Annotated in this window: 11 protein-coding genes; 9 read left to right on the forward strand and 2 right to left on the reverse strand. The window is 67.2% G+C overall.

Annotation, left to right across the window (positions count from 1 at the left end):
- Window positions 1-22 precede the first annotated feature (22 nt).
- Complete coding sequence (locus tag EWM63_RS22840) at window positions 23-3,145, forward strand: TonB-dependent receptor (protein WP_130188587.1); 3,123 nt, start codon at window positions 23-25, stop codon at window positions 3,143-3,145.
- A 120-nt stretch (window positions 3,146-3,265) separates the two neighbouring features.
- Here EWM63_RS22840 and EWM63_RS22845 read toward each other — a convergent pair whose 3' ends face one another.
- Entirely contained in the window at window positions 3,266-4,117 is an 852-nt protein-coding gene (locus tag EWM63_RS22845) for an arylamine N-acetyltransferase family protein (RefSeq protein ID WP_130188588.1), read from the reverse strand.
- Window positions 4,118-4,282: 165 nt separating this feature from the next.
- Between EWM63_RS22845 and EWM63_RS22850 the strand changes: the two genes are divergently transcribed.
- Together EWM63_RS22850 and EWM63_RS22855 are read left to right on the forward strand one after the other, a co-directional pair.
- Window positions 4,283-4,669 carry a hypothetical protein gene (locus EWM63_RS22850; protein WP_130188589.1) on the forward strand — a complete coding sequence of 129 codons (387 nt, stop codon included), beginning with the start codon at window positions 4,283-4,285 and terminating at the stop codon, window positions 4,667-4,669.
- An 84-nt stretch (window positions 4,670-4,753) separates the two neighbouring features.
- Window positions 4,754-5,122 carry a hypothetical protein gene (locus EWM63_RS22855; RefSeq protein ID WP_130188590.1) on the forward strand — a complete coding sequence of 123 codons (369 nt, stop codon included), beginning with the start codon at window positions 4,754-4,756 and terminating at the stop codon, window positions 5,120-5,122.
- A gap of 20 nt (window positions 5,123-5,142) precedes the next feature.
- Here EWM63_RS22855 and EWM63_RS22860 read toward each other — a convergent pair whose 3' ends face one another.
- A complete protein-coding gene (locus EWM63_RS22860) occupies window positions 5,143-6,243 on the reverse strand; it encodes an NADH:flavin oxidoreductase/NADH oxidase (protein ID WP_130188591.1) in 1,101 nt (366 codons plus the stop codon).
- Window positions 6,244-6,334: 91 nt separating this feature from the next.
- On the opposite strand from EWM63_RS22860, the gene EWM63_RS22865 reads away from it, so the two are divergent.
- From EWM63_RS22865 to EWM63_RS22890, 6 genes are all read left to right on the forward strand, one after another.
- A complete protein-coding gene (locus EWM63_RS22865) occupies window positions 6,335-7,219 on the forward strand; it encodes a LysR family transcriptional regulator (RefSeq protein WP_130188592.1) in 885 nt (294 codons plus the stop codon).
- A complete protein-coding gene (hisN, locus tag EWM63_RS22870; protein WP_130188593.1) occupies window positions 7,216-7,989 on the forward strand; it encodes a histidinol-phosphatase in 774 nt (257 codons plus the stop codon). Before EWM63_RS22865 ends, hisN begins: the two co-directional genes overlap by 4 nt.
- 224 nt (window positions 7,990-8,213) lie before the next feature.
- Window positions 8,214-9,410, forward strand: coding sequence for a XylR family transcriptional regulator (locus EWM63_RS22875; RefSeq protein WP_130188594.1), 1,197 nt, complete (start codon window positions 8,214-8,216; stop codon window positions 9,408-9,410).
- A gap of 5 nt (window positions 9,411-9,415) precedes the next feature.
- Complete coding sequence (locus EWM63_RS22880) at window positions 9,416-10,450, forward strand: aldose epimerase family protein (RefSeq protein ID WP_229487446.1); 1,035 nt, start codon at window positions 9,416-9,418, stop codon at window positions 10,448-10,450.
- A 90-nt stretch (window positions 10,451-10,540) separates the two neighbouring features.
- The gene (locus tag EWM63_RS22885; RefSeq protein ID WP_130188596.1) at window positions 10,541-13,909 is read left to right on the forward strand and encodes a GDSL-type esterase/lipase family protein; all 3,369 of its coding nucleotides are present in this window, start codon (window positions 10,541-10,543) and stop codon (window positions 13,907-13,909) included.
- On the forward strand, window positions 13,906-16,254 hold the full coding sequence (locus tag EWM63_RS22890) for a glycoside hydrolase family 95 protein (protein ID WP_229487448.1): 2,349 nt from the start codon (window positions 13,906-13,908) through the stop codon (window positions 16,252-16,254). Before EWM63_RS22885 ends, EWM63_RS22890 begins: the two co-directional genes overlap by 4 nt.
- The last annotated feature ends 26 nt before the right edge of the window (window positions 16,255-16,280 follow it).

Below are 16,280 nucleotides of genomic sequence, written 5' to 3' on the forward strand. Positions count from 1 at the left end.
TCAACGCAAAAGAGGATGAGACATGCAAAGACCGCAACCGAAGTTGATAGCGCTTGCAGCACTGGCTGTGTGTGCGATGGCCGCCCACGCCAATGCCCAGCAGGCCACGGGTGACGCGGGGCAGCCGGGCGTGCAGGCGGCAGGATTGGCCCCGACATCGGCCGCAGCGCCGGCCGCAGCAGAGGCCACGCCGCAGGCGCCCGCGCAATCGAGCGGCCAGTCCGGCGGGCAGGGCGCCACGGGTTCCTCGGCCCAGCCGGCCAGCCAGGGGAGCGGCGCGGAAGCCAACACCGTCGTCGTCACCGGCTTCCGGGCGAGCCTGAACAGCGCGCTGAACACGAAGAAGAACGCCGACGGCATCATCGACGTCATCAAGGCCGAGGACATCTCGAAGTTCCCCGACGCGAACCTGGCCGAGTCGCTGCAGCGCGTGCCCGGCGTGGCACTGGAACGGGGCGACGGCGGCGAGGGCAAGCAGATCACCGTGCGCGGCCTGAACTCGGGCTTTACCCGCGTGCGCATCAACGGCATCGAAGGCGTGGCCGCCACCGGCGCCTCGGACATCAACGGCAGCACAAACCGCGGCCGCGGCTTCGACTTTTCCGTGTTCGCCTCGGAGCTGTTCAACAGCCTGTCCGTACGCAAGACCGCCGAGGCGGCCGTGGAAGAAGGCTCGCTGGGCGCCACCGTCGACCTGCGCACCGGCCGGCCCTTCGATTTCAAGGGCCGCACGATCAGCTTCGGCCTGCAGGAGTCCTACCGCGAGATGGGCAAGAAAACCCAGCCGCGCGTGACGGGCCTGATCTCCGACCGGTGGGAAACGCCGTATGGCCGCTTCGGTGCGCTCATTTCCGGCGCCTGGTCGAAGCGGCGCGCGCAGGAAGAAGGCTACGAGGCCGTCAGCATCGTGGCCGCCAACACCGACGGCGGCTTCTGCTCGCCGGTCGGCGTGAGCCCGCAGACACCGCCGAACGACCCCGTGAAAGGCGTGACGGCCACCTCGTGCGGCCCAGGCGCCGATCGCCTCACCGACGCCACGGCCTACAACGAGGTGTTCGGCCGCCGCGACGACTACGGTGGCCTGCTGGCCAATCCCGCCGCCGGCAACGGCGCGTTCCACCCGCGCATTCCCCGCTTCCGCCGTTCGATGACGGACTACGAACGCCTGGGTCTGACGGGCGCGCTGCAATGGAAACCGAACGCCGATACGGACGTCAACCTGGACCTCATGTACGGCAAGTTCGACAATATCCGCTACGATAACTACATCTCGGCGATCTCGTTCGGCCGGACGATGGCGCAGGCCAACGGCAAACCGCAGACGTCGATCGTGGATGCGGAGTTCAACGAGAACGGCCGCTGGATGTACGGCAAGTTCAACGACGTCGACATCCGCACCGAGGGCCTGGTCGACGTGTACAAGACCATCTTCAAGCAGCACGTGTTCACGGTGGGCCACCGCTTCAGCGATACGCTGCGGGGCAACTTCATGCACGGCGTGTCCGACTCGGAGCTGAACGAGCCGATGCGCGCCACCGTGCAGTTCGACGCGCCGAACGTGGACGGCTTCTCGTTCGACTTCCGCCAGAACCGCGATGTGCCGATCCTGAACTTCGGCATCGACGTGGCCAACCCCGACAATTTCACGTTCGGGCCGCAGGAAGCCAACGGCACGCTGCGCGGCCAGTTCGTGGGCCGCTACCTGAACACCACGAACCGCCTGCAGACCACGCAGGCCGATGTGGAGTGGGAAGTCAACGACCGCATCACGCTCAAGACCGGCGTCTCGGCGCGCAAGAACCGCTGGACCAACCTGGAGCTGGGCTCGGGCGGCAACGGCCTGACACTGCCGGCGGGCACCACGGTGGGTGACTACACCCAGCAGATCACGGGCTTCGGCAAGAACCTGGGCGGCACCGGCGTGCCGACGTCGTGGGCCACGGTGGACCTGGACAAGTTCCGCTCGGCCTGGGATATCGAGTGCCACTGCGCCGCGGTGCCGGGTTCCGAATACAACTACCTGACGCAATCGAACCGCTGGGTAGAGGAAAAGATCAACGCCGTCTTCGCCAGCGTGGACTTCAACTACGACGTGGGCCCGGTCACCTTCCGCGGCAACCTGGGCGTGCGCGGCGCCGAGACGAAGCTGAACTCAATGGCGCTCATCAACGTGAACGGCCAGCTGACGCCGAACTACGGCTACAAGAAATACCGCGACTGGCTGCCCGCGCTGAACCTGACGGCGATCCTGCCGAACGACATCTTCCTGCGCTTCTCGGCCGGCAAGGTGATGTCGCGGCCCGACTACGTGGGCCTGACGCCTTCGGTGTCCGTCAACACCACCGGCCAATCCGTCTCGATCGGCAATCCGAACCTGGATCCGATCCGCGCCAACACGTTCGACCTGCAGGGCGAGTGGTATTACGCAAAGAACGCGATGGTGGGCCTCGGCGTCTTCCGCAAGGACATGAAGTCGTTCATCCAGGGCGTGTCGCAGCTGGAGACCTACTCATCGCTGGGTATCCCGAACGACCTGCTGCAGACGCCGACCGGCTGCTCGATCACCGGCGGCACGCCGGCCTGCCCGACGACACCGGATACGCTCGTGACGGTCAGCCGCCAGGTCAACACCAGCGGCGGTCCGCTGAACGGCGCCGAGTTCTCGTGGCAGACGCCTTTCTCGTTCCTGCCTGGCGCCTGGTCGAACTTCGGCATGATGGCCAACGTGACGCGCGTGAAGTCCAAGATCAAGTACCTGACGCGCCTCGACAACCCGCGCACGGCGGGCAACGAGGAGCTGTTCATGATCACGAACTTCACCGGCCTGTCGCCGCGCGCAAACAACCTGACCATCTACTACGACGACGAGAAGTTCAGCGCCCGCGTCTCGCGTGCCAACCGTTCCAGCTACTACCGGGGCATCCGCGGCAACGTGGACGGCCACGACTACCTGGTCGCGGACGGCACCACCACGTATGACATGAGCACGTCGTACCAGGTCACGCCGAACCTGCGCATCTCGCTCGAGGCGCAGAACCTGTCGAACGAACCGACCCGCTACTACAACGACACCCAACGGCAGGACACGCTGCTGTTCGTGAAATCGGGCCGCACTGTCGTGCTGGGGGCGAGCTACAAGTTCTGATGATGTAAAGGGCCGGCGGCTTCTCGCAATACCGCCGGCCCGAGAGAACCGGTGTCTGACACCATTTCCGGATGAATCTCCCGGAAATGGTGTCAGACACCGGTGTTTCCACGCGCGCAGTTAGCGTTCAAAGCCTTCGCCACGCGGGCTGACGATCTCCGAAAGCTTCGCACCCAGCCCTGGCACGGACCCCGCCGCCAGCCCGAACGTGTTCTCCAGCAGGTGCACCAAGGCAGCGGGCGTCGCGAGTTCCTTCCGCGTCGCCGTGCCATCCACGGCGTAGAACGAATACCGCGCGTTGTGCAGCACATGCCGGCCGTTTGCGACCGTGCGCACGGCGATCAGGTCGCGCGTGAAATGCGAGGCGGGGTGGGTGGAGACATACCAGTTCGACATCTCGAAGTCCACCGGATACGCGGGCCGCGACTCGAACGCGTACAGCGGCGCCCAGCCGTCGCCGGCGTCCGTCTCCAGCAGGAAGCTGTCACCCGCGTCGCCTTCGGGCACGAGCCGGTACACGCCGTGCGGCGTGGATTGCGCCTCGCCCGGAACGAGCCGCAGCGGCGCGGTGGGCGTCGCCTTGCCGAAGCCCGTGTCGGACAGCCACCGTTCGCCTTCCACTTCCACCAGCAGCAGCATGTGCGTGCGTGGCGTGACGACGCCCGGTGCCGCGTTGACGCGCACGCGGGCCAGCAATGGCGTGGTGCGGTAGCCCAAAGTGTCGAGGGCGTGGCGGTACAGCAGGTTGTGCTCGAAGCAGTAGCCACCGCGGCGATGCGTGAACTTGTCCAGCAGGGCAGGGATGTCGAGGGGGACCGTCAGTCCGGCCAGCGGATTCAGGTTCTCGAACGGAATGGCCATGATGTGGCCGAGCTGGAGGCGCGCAAGCCCGGCGAGCGAGGGGCCGCCGGGGGCGGGCTGGCCGACCAGGTCGAAGTAGGCGTCGATGGAGGTATTGGGGGCGGCGCTCACTGGAGTCTCCCGAAAACGATCACGGGAGCAGTGTAACCCCGGCCCGCCCGGGCCGCACGAAGCCCTCACGCGAACAGCGGTTATGCATTGATGACAATTCAATACATCTCTGTCCGCAGCGTCATTGCATAATCCGGCCACCCGAATCTTGCGAAAGGAAATGACGTGCGAACCGTGATTCTATTGGCCCTCTGCGCCACCCTGGCCGCCTGCGCGGCGCGCTCCACCGTGAAGCTCTCCGACCCGCAAGCGACGAAACTGGCGCCGCACGTGGGCCAGGTTTGCATGCTGCGTTCACCCTTGCCGGCCGGCGTGAAACACAAGGTTGTCGGCAACATCAACAGTTCGAAGCAGACCTACGGCAGCGTCAACGAACTGCTGCCATTGATGGCGGCGGATGCGCGCGCGATCGGCGCGGATACCGTGATCAACCTGAATACGGGGCAGAAGATGGGCGCCTGGGCCTGGGCGCGGCCAGTGGGCACGGGCGTTGCCGTGAAACTGGAGGACAAGTCGTTCAATTGCGCCGGCGCCGGCGGCGAATTGCGCTGAGAGCGCTGCCTGCGCGTGTGGTGCCGGCGTCGCATTGACCAATTAGGTGTTGCTTTAAGGAATTTTCGGCGTTAGCATCGGGTCATGGCCATCTCCACAACCAGCGCGCTCGCATCCGGCGTCTACTCCCCCACGACGACAACGGTCGCCCGCACCAGCAATCCCATGCTGGCCGCCAGGGCGGCCAGCCTGTCGTCGACGGCCGGCATCGTTGCCACGCTGGGCGGATCGTCGACCGCGCAGGTCTATTCCCCGGCCGGCATGTTGAACACCCTGGTCAATGCCGGCACCGCGTCGGCAACGACCGGCGGCGGCGCGACAGGCACCGGCAACAGTGCCGGCGCCCTGGCCAACAGCGACAGTTGGGCATCGATCCTGAAGGCCAACCCGTCCGCCGCGGCGTTCGTCATCGGCGCTTCCTACACCAGCGGCATCATCGACACGTTCGCCTAGCGATCCACTAGCGCTGGCGATCAGGCCTGCATCGCGTAGCGCTCGAGCCAGTGCGCGTACGGCGCCGGCAGCACCCACGACGGGCGATCCAGCCCCAGGTCCTTCGCCGCGCGGTACGGATAGTGCGGATCGGCCAGCAGCGCACGGCCCACCATCACCAGGTCCATCTGGCCATCGGCGACGACGCGGTTGGCGATCGTGGGCGAATCGATGCCCCACGACGCGGCCACCGGCAAGCCCGCTTCGCGGCGCACGCGTTCGGCGATCGGCGCCAGGAACGCCGGGCCCCACGGGATGGCCGTCTTCGGGATCGTGAAGCCGACCGACACGTTCAGCAGATCCAGGCCGCCGGCCTTCATCTTCTGCGTCAGGGCGATCGATTCCAGCAACGTTTCCTCGTCGCGGCCATCGTATTCGATGACGCCGAAGCGGGCCGTCAGCGGCAGGTTTTCCGGCCACACCTCGCGCACCGCGGCCAGCGTTTCAAGCAGGAAGCGGCCGCGATTGTCGGCATTGCCGCCGTAGATGTCGTCGCGCTGGTTCGAGTGGGCCGAGAAGAAGCTTTGCGCCAGGTAGCCGTGGGCAAAGTGCAGCTCGAGCCATTCGAAGCCCGCTTCGCGGGCGCGGCGCGCGGCCTGCACGAAATCGGCTTTCACCCGTTCGATGTCGGCGAGCGTCATCGCCTGCGGCACTTTCGGCAGGTTGGCGCCGAAGGCGATCGCCGACGGGGCGATCGTCTGCCATCCGCGCGGGTCGCCGTCGACGATATGGTCATCGCCTTCCCAGGGGCGGTTGGCGCTGGCCTTGCGGCCCGCGTGGGCGATCTGGATGCCAGGCACGGCGCCGCCGGCCTTGATCGCTGCGGCGATGCGGGCCATGCCTTCGGCCTGGCCGTCTTCCCACAGGCCCGTGCAGCCCGGCGTGATGCGGCCTTCCGGCGACACGGCGGTGGCTTCGACGATCACCAGGCCGGCACCGCCGCGCGCGATGCTCGTGTAGTGGGCCAGGTGCCAGTCGTTGGTGTAGCCGTCGACGGCGCTGTACTGGCACATCGGCGGCACGGCGATGCGGTTGCGCAGCGTGACGTCTTTGAGAGCGAATTCGGTAAAGAGTGCGGACATGGGTTTTCAGGAAGATAGGGAGGCTGCACTGTAAGCGGCTGCCCGCATCATGTAAACTGATGGCTCCTTATGTATCCCATTAGAGTTGCTTATGCATCCGCCGCAATGGCTGCAATCGTTCACCGCGCTGGCCCACACCGGCAGTTTCACCCGGGCCGCGGAACGGCTGGGGCTCACGCAGGCCGCCGTGAGCCAGCACGTGCGCCAGCTGGAAGACCGGCTGGGGCCCCTGCTGATCCGCCGGCCGCGCGCCATCGAACTGACACCGGCGGGCACCGCGCTGCTGCAGTACTGCGCCGAGATCGAGGAAGCGGACCGCCGCCTGGCCGTGCGCATCGCCGACGAGGAGGCGTGCTGCGGCGACGTGGGCCTGGTCACGCCGGGCAGCCTGGGGCTGTTCCTGTATCCGCTGCTGCTCGACTTCCAGCTGGCGCATCCCGGCCTGGCGATCCGCCACCGCTTCGCGCCCGACCGGGAAACGCTGGCCCAGGTGCTGGACAAGCGCTATGACCTCGGCATCGTCGCGCTGAAGCCGGACGATGCCCGGCTGGCCGCCACGCCGTTCGCCGAGGAGGCGCTGGAACTGGTGGTGCCGGCCGCCAGCGAGGTGCGCGGCTGGCAGGACCTGCAGGCGCTGGGCTTCATCGATCACCCGGAAGGGCACGCGATGGCGACGCGCCTGCTGAGCCGCGCATTCCCGGGCAATCCGGGCATTGCCACCGTGCCGGCGCGGGGCTTTTCCAACCAGGTCGGCCTGCTGCTGGAACCCGTCGCGCGCGGGCTCGGATTCACCGTCATTCCGACGCATGCGCGACGGGTCTTCGCGCGGCCCGATGCGATCCGCGTCATCGACATGGCCACGCCCGTCGTCGATACACTGTGGCTGATCCATCGCGCCGAATGGCCGCTGCCGGCGCGCGCGCGGCGCGTGGCCGACTACCTGCACGAACACATTTCAAAGAGGACCATCCGATGACCGAATACCTGGACTTCGCCCGCGAACTGGCCGATGCTGCCGCCGCCGCGGCCATGCCGCACTTCCGCACCCGCATCGCAGTGGAAAACAAGGAGCAGGGCGCCTACGACCCCGTCACCATCGCCGACCGGGCTGCCGAGCGGGCGATGCGCGACATGATCCATGCGCGCTACCCGGAACACGGCATCGTCGGCGAGGAGGAGGGCATCCACCAGGGCAGCAGCCCGTATCACTGGGTGCTCGATCCCGTCGACGGCACGCGCTCGTTCATCTGCGGCCTGCCGCTGTGGGGCACCTTGATCGCGCTGAACGATGGCAGGCGGCCCGTGGCCGGCGCGATGTACCAGCCTTTCACGCGAGAGTTCTATGCCGGCACGCCGGACGGTTCGTGGCTGAACGGCGAGCGCCTGCGCACGCGCCCCTGCGCGGACCTGGCCCAGGCCCGCGTGATGACGACGGCGCCGGAACTGTTCCGCGTGCCGGCACAGCGCGCCGCCTGGGATGCGCTGGCCGCCGACGCCCAGCTGGTGCGCTTCGGCGCCGACTGCTACGCCTACTGCATGCTCGCCGCCGGCCATATCGACGCCGTCGTCGAGGCGGGGCTGAAACCTTTCGACATCCAGGCGCTGATCCCGATCATCGAGGGCGCCGGCGGCATCGTCACGTCGTGGGACGGCGGCGACGCCCAGCACGGCGGCACCATCCTCGCCTGCGGCGACCCCGCGCTGCACGCGCACCTGGTCGAGCGCCTGCGCAGTGTTGCTAATTGAAAACATTTCCTAGAATCGGGGTCAGACCCCGGTTTTTGGAAATTTTGTTAAACAACAAAATGCGTCAAGGGGCTTGCAAACGTTGTCAAGAAACGCAATGATGTGCGGTCATTTTCACAATTGCGGCAGGAGCATGCCGTGATCAAAATGCAAAGCTATCGTTCGTTGCGCCGAGACTACACAAAAACAGGGCGCATGCCAGGGAGCATGGGGAGACCAGGAATATGCTGAGAACGCATCGCATTGCGCTGCTTTTCAATGCAAACAAGATTTTCGACCGCGAAGTCATCACCGGCATTGCCGGCTACCTGGCCAGCACGCGCACCGCGTGGGACCTGTTCCTGGAAGAGGACTTCCGGCTGCGCCTGACCGGCATCGACGGCTGGCAGGGCGACGGCATCATTGCGGACTTCGACGATCCGCTGGTGGCCAGCGCGCTCGCGGCCACGCGCGTGCCCCTGGTCGCCGTCGGCGGCTCGTACGAGAACCCGGCGAACTACCCGGCCGGGGTGCCCTACGTGGCCACCGACAACTTCAAGCTGATCAAGCTGGCCTACGACCACCTGATCGAGGCGGGCCTGCGCAACATCGCCTGTTTCAGCCTGCCCGAGGCGCAGGAAAACCGCTGGGCGCAGGAGCGCGAGAAGGCTTACTGCAAGCTGCTGTTGCGCGACAAGCTGCAGCCCGAGGTCTACCGCGGCCACGCCACCAGCGCCCAGCACTGGAGCGAGGCCGTCGAGCAGCAGATCGCCTGGCTGCACAGCCTTCCCAAGCCGGTCGGCATCATCGCCGTGACCGATGCGCGGGCGCGCCAGCTGATGCAGGCGTGCGCGCTGGCCGGCATCGAAGTGCCCGAGCAGGTGGCTGTGATCGGCATCGACAACGATCCGCTGGCGCGCATGCTGACGCGCATTCCGATGAGTTCCGTGATCCAGGGTGCGCAGGAAATGGGCCGCACGGCGGCCCACCTGCTTGACCAGATGCTGCATGGCGTGCGCCTGCCCGACACGCGCATCCTCGTGCCGCCGGCCGGCATCAACGTGCTCGCGTCCAGCAAGCACGAGGCGGGCAAGCATCCGCACGTGATGCGGGCGCGCCATTTCATCCGCCAGTATGCATGCCAGGGCATCAAGACCGACCAGGTGGCCGAATACGTGGGCATCTCCCGTTCGTCGCTGGAAGCGCACTTCCGCGCGGAGCTGGGGCGCAGCGTGCATGACGAGATCCTGCGCCTGCGCCTGGAGGCGGCCACCGGCTTCCTGGCCCGCGGCACCTGCAACCTGGCCGACGTGGCGGTGCGCTGCGGCTTCACGTCGAGCCAGTACATGCACTCGGTGTTCAAGCGCGAACTGGGCTGCACCCCGCGCGCCTGGCAGGAACGCCAGCGCAGCGCCGAAGCGGCGAGCGACGTGCCAGGATGAACATCATGCCTCCCATCGCCGCCTCCGCCGCCACGGCCCAGCAGTTCACGCTGACCAATGCGTGGGGCATGCGCGTGACGATCAGCGAGCGCGGCGCCGCGCTCGTGTCGTGGCAGGCGCCAGACCGCTATGGTCGCATGGCCGACATCCTGCTCGGTTATCCCGAGAACGAATACCTGCGCCACCACCGGCATGCCTGGTTCGGCGCGATCATCGGCCGCTGGGCCAACCGCATCGCGCGCGGCCGCTTCAAGCTCGATGGCCGCGTGGTGCAGGCGGACGTCAACGACCGCGGCAACCTGCTGCATGGCGGCGACGCCGGCTTCCACACCGCCCACTGGGATGGCGAGATGGCCCATGGCGGACTGGCGCTGTCGTACGTGTCGCCGGACGGGCAGGGCGGCTTTCCCGGCACGCTGGCCGTGCAGGTGTTCTACCAGCTCGACGACGACGGCAGCCTGACGATCGAGTACCAGGCCACCTGCGACGCGCCCACGCCGGTGAATCTGACGTCGCACCCGTGCTTCAACCTGAACGGCGGCACCGCCGACGTCGGGGACCACATGCTGCGCATCGATGCCGATCACTACCTGGCCATCGATGAACTGGGCATTCCCGTCGGCCGCGTCGAAGTGGCCGGCACGCCGTTCGATTTCCGCCAGCCGGCCGCGATCGGGCCGCGCATGCGCTGGCCCGACCCGCAGATCCGCATTGCCGGCGGCTTCGATCACTGCTACTGCCTGCCGTCCGACCCGCGCGAGCCGGGCCGGCTGCGCAACGTGGCGCGCGTGTTCGACCCCGGTTCCGGGCGCCAGCTGGACGTGGCCACCACCGAGGCGGGCCTGCAGTTCTACAGCGGCAATGGCCTGACGGGTGTGCGCGGCCGCCATGGTGTGACATATTCGCGACACGACGGCTTTTGCCTGGAAGCGGGCGCCTATCCCGACCAGCTCAATGGCAAGGGCGCCGCGGCCGTGATCCTGCGGCCCGGCCAGGTCTATCGCCAGACCACCGTGTACAAGGTGTCGCTGCAAACGTGAAATATTGTTTGGCCGGCTGGTGAATTTCGTAATTGATGTGCGCAACCGTCCACGTCCAGAATGCTGGCAGAACCATAATGACGAGACGCCATGCGCCATACCCTTTCGCCGCTGTTGCTGGCTACCCTGCTGGCGGGCGCCTCCGCACATGCGGCGGCGGCCGGGGCGGCAACGCCTGACCAGCTCACGCTCTTCAAGAACCGCCCGGGCGCCGGCTTGCAGGTCACGATCGCGGATCCGGATAATGCCGTGCCGCTCGCCGGCAAGAGCACCGTCGTGCCGACATCGGGAAAACAGCCCGAAGCCGTCGTGCGTGGCGCGACCGGCAAGGTGGCGGGCCGCGATGCCCTCACGCTGGCCTGGCAAAAAACCTGGTATGCGAGCCTGCGCGTTGAACGTCCACATGGACACGCGCCCGTAGACCTGCGTCCCTATCTCGACAAGGGCATCGTTGCCTTCGACCTGAACGTCGTCGAGATGGCAAAGGGCGGCATCGACTTCAAGCTCGATTGCGGCAAGGATTGCGAGCGCAAGGTGCCGTATGTGCTGCCGGGCCGCGCCGCCGCGGGCCAGGGCTGGAAAAACGTGTCGTTCGCGGTGAGCTGCTTTGTCCGCGATGGCGATTTTTTTGAAACGGTCATGAAACCGTTTTCAGTGGAAGCGACGGGGCAGGGCGAAGTGGCCATCGCCAACGTGCGCATCCTGAAAACGGGCACGCCGAACACGTCGTGCCCCGACTACAAAACCCGCTCCGTCACGCCCGAACCCCTGAACGAATCGTGGGCCATCGACTGGTGGATGCCGCGGCACGAGGAGAAGGTCAAGGACAACGCCCAGCGCCGCGCCAGCGGCACGCTGCCGCAACTGGTCTTCATCGGCGATTCGATCAGCGAAGGCTGGGCCAAGGAAGGCAAGGAAGAATTCGCGCGCCGCTACGCCCGCTACCACCCGATCAACCTGGGCTTCGGCGGCGACCGCACGGAAAACATCCTGTGGCGCGTGCAGCATGGCGAAGTCGATGGCCTCGACCCGAAAGTGGTCGTGCTGATGGCCGGCACCAACAACACGGGCAGCCGGCAGGAAGACCCGGCGACGACGGCGGCCGGCCTGCGCCGCGTCATCGACGAGCTGCAGGGCCGCCTGCCGAACGCGAAGATCCTGCTGCTGGGCGTGTTCCCGCGCGATGCGGCGGACAGCGCATCGCGCCGCATCAACAGCGCCATCAACGCGCGCATCGCGACATTCGCCGACAACCGCCGCGTATTCTTCGCCGACATCGGCAGCGCATTCCTCGACGAACAGGGCACGCTGTCGAAGGACATCATGCCCGACCTGCTGCACCCGAACGCGCGCGGCTATGAAATCTGGGGCAAGGCCATGGACCCGGTCCTGCAGCCCCTGCTGACCGGCTACCGGTGGGATAGCGTGGCCATCGGCGGCGGCGGTTTCGTCCCGGCCGTGATTCCAACCACGGAGAAGGGCGTCGTGTATGCGCGCACCGACGTCGGCGGCGCATACCGGTGGACGAACGACCGCTGGATGCCGCTGCTGGACTGGGTGTCGGAAGACCAGACCGGCCTGCTGGGCGTGGATTCGCTGGCGGTCGATCCGCGCGATCCTTCGAAGGTCTACCTGCTGGCCGGCATCGCGTACCACAATGGCGGGCGCTCGGCGATCCTGCGCTCGCGCGACTACGGCAAGACGTTCGCGATCACCGACGTGACCGCGCAGTTCAAGACCCACGGCAATGGCGCGGGCCGCAACAACGGCGAGCGCCTGGCCGTCGATCCCGGCGCCGGCAACGTGCTGTACGTGGGCACGCGCGCCAATGGCCTGTTCTGGAGCAGCGATTTCGGCGCCACGTGGCAACGGCTGCCGGGCCTGGACGTGACGGGCACGCCGAACGGCGCCGGCATTGCCTTCGTTATCGCCGATCCCGCCAGCGTCAAGGATGGCGGCACGGCCCAGCGGCTGTTCGTCGGCGTGTCGCGCGCCGGCACGAATCTCTTCCGCAGCGACGACGGCGGCGCCACCTTCACCCCGATGGATGCCACGCCGGATGGGCTGATGCCGCAACGCGCCGCACTCGACGGCGCCGGCCACCTTTACGTAACGTTCGCCAATGGCGCCGGGCCGCACCCGCGCGGCGACGAAAAGATGGACCAGGGCGCCATCCGCAAGTATGGCATCGCACCGGGCTCCGGACAGGACGTCACGCCAAAGGGACCGCGCGCCGCGTATTCCGGCATCAGCGTGGACCGCAACGACCCGCGCCGTCTCATCGCATCGACCATCAGCCTGTACGCGCCGCAGAGCAGGGAGAAGGGTGCCGCGAAGGGCGACCGCTTCTACCTGTCCACCGATGGCGGCGCCACGTGGACCGACCTCGTTGCCCGTGGCTTCGCCATGGACGGTGCCGGCGTGCCATGGGTGAAGGGCCATGCAATCCACTGGGCCAGCACGATCGCCTTCGATCCGTTCGATCCGAAGGCCGCCTGGGTCACGTCCGGTAACGGCGTCTTCAGGACGTCGAACCTGGAGGCGGCACCCACCGTGTGGCGCTTCGACGTGAAGGGGCTGGAAGAAACGGTGCCGCTGGGCCTTGTCAGCCGCCCGGGCGCGCCGCTGGTGTCGACGATCGGCGATTACGACGGATTCGTCCACGCAGACCTGAAACAGTATGGCCGCATCCACGAACCGCAGATGGGCACCACGTTCGGCCTCGCCTACGCCGCGCAGCAGCCGCAGGTGCTGGCGCGCGTCGGCAAATCGGTCTACGTGACGCGCGATGGCGGCGCCACGTGGCGCAAGGCCCGTGCAATCAACGGCACCAAGGGCCAGCTGGCGCTGTCGGCCGATGGCAAGACCCTGCTGCATGCGCCGGAAAGATCGCGTGTGACTTTCGTTTCGACAGACGATGGCGATTCGTGGACGGCCGCCAAAGGCATTGAAGGCGCGCGCCCCGTGGCCGACCCGGTCAATGCGAACCGCTTCTACGCCTACCAGGACGGCGCCTTCCTCGCCAGCCACGATGGCGGCCGCACGTTCGCCGTGAAAGCGCAGCTGCCAAAGGGCGGTTCCGATGTCGTGCGCGCCGCGCCCGGCCGCGGCGGGGACGTGTGGGTGGCGCTGAGAAATGGCGGCCTGGCGCGTTCAACGGATGCCGGCGCCACGTTCGGGATGCTGGGCGGCGTCACGTACGCGGGCGCGGTCGGCTTCGGCAAGGCCGAGCGCGACGGTGCCTACCCGGCCGTGTATATCTGGGGCACGGTCGATGGCCAGCGCGGTATCTGGCGCTCGCTCGACGAGGGCCGCAACTGGGTGCGCATCAATGACGACGCGCACCAGTACGGTGGCCCCGGCGACGGCCGCTTCATCGTCGGCGACATGAATGTGTTCGGCCGCGTCTACATGAGTACCGCCGGCCGCGGCATCGTTTATGGAGAGATCGCCCCATGATGCGGTTCGTCATCACCACTGTATTGTTCACGGCCGCCGCCGCCCAGGCTGCGCCGGACCTGACGCTGCGCTACGACCGGCCCGCCACGGACAACGCCGACGGCTGGGAGCGCGAGGCGCTGCCGGTCGGGAATGGCCGCATCGGCGCCATGGTGTTCGGCCAGCCGGGCCGCGAGCACCTGCAATTCAATGACATCACGTTGTGGACGGGCGACGCAAGTTCGATGGGCGCGTTCCAGCCGTTCGGCGACCTGTATGTCGACCTGCCGGGCCACGCCAACGCCACGGATTATTCGCGCACGCTGGACCTGGCGCGCGGCCTGCACACCGTCACGTACGTGCACAACGGCGTGCGCTACAAGCGCGAGACGATCGCCAGCCACCCGGCGGACGTGATCGTGCTGCGCCTGTCCGCCGACAAGCCTGGCGCCCACACGGGCGTGGTGCGGCTGACCGACCAGCATGGCGCGCACGTCAATGCCTGGGGCAACCGCATCCACGCCACCGGCTCGCTGGCCGGCTTCGTGGTGCCGCGCGAGCGGGGCAACCAGTGGACGCCAGCCCAGCAGCCGCTGACCGGCAACCAGATGGATTACGCCGCCCAGGTGCAGGTGATCAACGAAGGCGGCAAGGTCACGATGGAAGGCGACACCGTGCGCTTCGAGAACGTCGACGCGCTGACGCTGGTGCTGGGCGCCGGCACCAGCTATGTGCGCGACGGCAGCGTGAACTTCCAGGGCGCACACCCGCTGGCGCGCGTCACCGCGCAAGTGGACCGCGCGGCCGCACGTCCATGGTCCGCTTTGCAGGTCGAACAGGAAAACGATTTCAAGAGTTTGTTCGGCCGCCTGGACCTCGACGTGGGCCGCGCCGGCGACGACCGCCGCGCGCTGACGACGGACCGCCGCCTGGCCGCGTACACGCAGCACGGCAACGACCCGGAACTGGAAGCGCAAGTGTTCCAGTATGGCCGTTACCTGCTGATCGGCAGCTCGCGCGGCCCGCTGCCGGCGAACCTGCAGGGCCTGTGGAACAACAGCCTCACGCCGCCGTGGAACGCCGACTACCACACGAACATCAACATCCAGATGAATTACTGGCCGGCGGAAACGGCCAACCTGTCCGAGCTGGCGCAGCCGCTGTTCGGCTTCGTCGAATCGATGGTGCCGTCGTACCGCCGCCTCGTGGCCGAAAGCGCCGCAAATCCATCGCGCGACGTGGAGGATGGGCAAGTCGTTGAAACCTTCCTGCGCAAGGACGGCAAGCCGGTGCGCGGCTGGACCGTGCGCACGGAAACCAACCCGTTCGGCCACATGCGGTGGAAGTGGAACAAGACGGCCAACGCCTGGTACGCGCAGCACTTCTGGGAACACTACGCGTTCACGCGCAACAAAGTTTTCCTGCAAGAGGTGGCCTACCCGCTGATGAAGGAAGTGAGCCAGTTCTGGCTCGACTACCTGAAGGCGCTGCCCGACGGCACGCTGGTGGCGCCGAACGGCTGGTCGCCCGAACACGGCCCGGTGGAAGATGGCGTGACCTACGACCAGCAGATCGTGTGGGACCTGTTCCAGAACACGGTGGAAGCGGCGACCGAACTGAAGACGGATGCGGCGTTTGCCCGCCAGGTGGCCGCCGCGCGCGACCGCCTGGCCGCGCCAAAGGTGGGCAGCTGGGGCCAGTTGCTGGAATGGCGGGAAGAAAAGAAGGACCCGATCCTCGACACCCGGAACGACAACCACCGCCACGTGTCGCACCTGTTCGGCGTGTTCCCCGGCAGGCAGATCACCCCGGCCCGCACGCCGGTGCTGGCCGAAGCGGCCCGCGTATCGCTGGCGGCGCGCGGCGACGCCGGCACCGGCTGGTCGATGGCCTGGAAGGCCGCGTTCTGGGCCCGCTTGGGCGACGGCGACAAAGCCCATACAATGCTGCGCGGCGTGATCGCCACCCCTGGCGCACGGGCGCAAGAGCACAAGCCGGGCACTGAGGAAAACACGGCCGGCGGCATGTATCCGAACCTGCTGGACGCGCACCCGCCGTTCCAGATCGACGGCAATTTCGGCACCACCGCGGCCATCTGCGAAATGCTGCTGCAGTCGCACGACGGCGTGCTGCACCTGCTGCCGGCATTGCCCGCGGCGTGGAAAAACGGTTCGGTCGCGGGCCTGCGCGCGCGCGGCGGATATGAAGTGGACATGACGTGGCGCGACGGGCAGGTGACGTCGGCGACCGTCAAGGCGAAACCGGGCAACGGGACCGGCACCGTGCGCGTGCGCACGGGTGCGAAGACCGTGATTTTGAAACTGAAACAAGGTGAGGCAAGGGCGCTCGACGCGCAACTGCGCTGACGACGCCCGCCACCGCCCTGTCGGTG

The sequence above is a fragment of the Pseudoduganella lutea genome, from assembly GCF_004209755.1.
Taxonomy (GTDB): Bacteria; Pseudomonadota; Gammaproteobacteria; order Burkholderiales; family Burkholderiaceae_D; genus Rugamonas; species Rugamonas lutea.

Bases quoted from the DNA above. Each gene is read 5' to 3' on its own strand.
- EWM63_RS22840 (WP_130188587.1), top strand. From the start codon at position 23: ATGCAAAGACCGCAACCGAAGTTGATAGCGCTTGCAGCACTGGCTGTG.
- EWM63_RS22855 (WP_130188590.1), top strand. From the start codon at position 4,754: ATGGCCATCTCCACAACCAGCGCGCTCGCATCCGGCGTCTACTCCCCC.
- EWM63_RS22860 (WP_130188591.1), bottom strand. From the start codon at position 6,243: ATGTCCGCACTCTTTACCGAATTCGCTCTCAAAGACGTCACGCTGCGC.
- EWM63_RS22865 (WP_130188592.1), top strand. From the start codon at position 6,335: ATGCATCCGCCGCAATGGCTGCAATCGTTCACCGCGCTGGCCCACACC.
- hisN (WP_130188593.1), top strand. From the start codon at position 7,216: ATGACCGAATACCTGGACTTCGCCCGCGAACTGGCCGATGCTGCCGCC.
- EWM63_RS22875 (WP_130188594.1), top strand. From the start codon at position 8,214: ATGCTGAGAACGCATCGCATTGCGCTGCTTTTCAATGCAAACAAGATT.
- EWM63_RS22880 (WP_229487446.1), top strand. From the start codon at position 9,416: ATGCCTCCCATCGCCGCCTCCGCCGCCACGGCCCAGCAGTTCACGCTG.
- EWM63_RS22885 (WP_130188596.1), top strand. From the start codon at position 10,541: ATGCGCCATACCCTTTCGCCGCTGTTGCTGGCTACCCTGCTGGCGGGC.
- EWM63_RS22890 (WP_229487448.1), top strand. From the start codon at position 13,906: ATGATGCGGTTCGTCATCACCACTGTATTGTTCACGGCCGCCGCCGCC.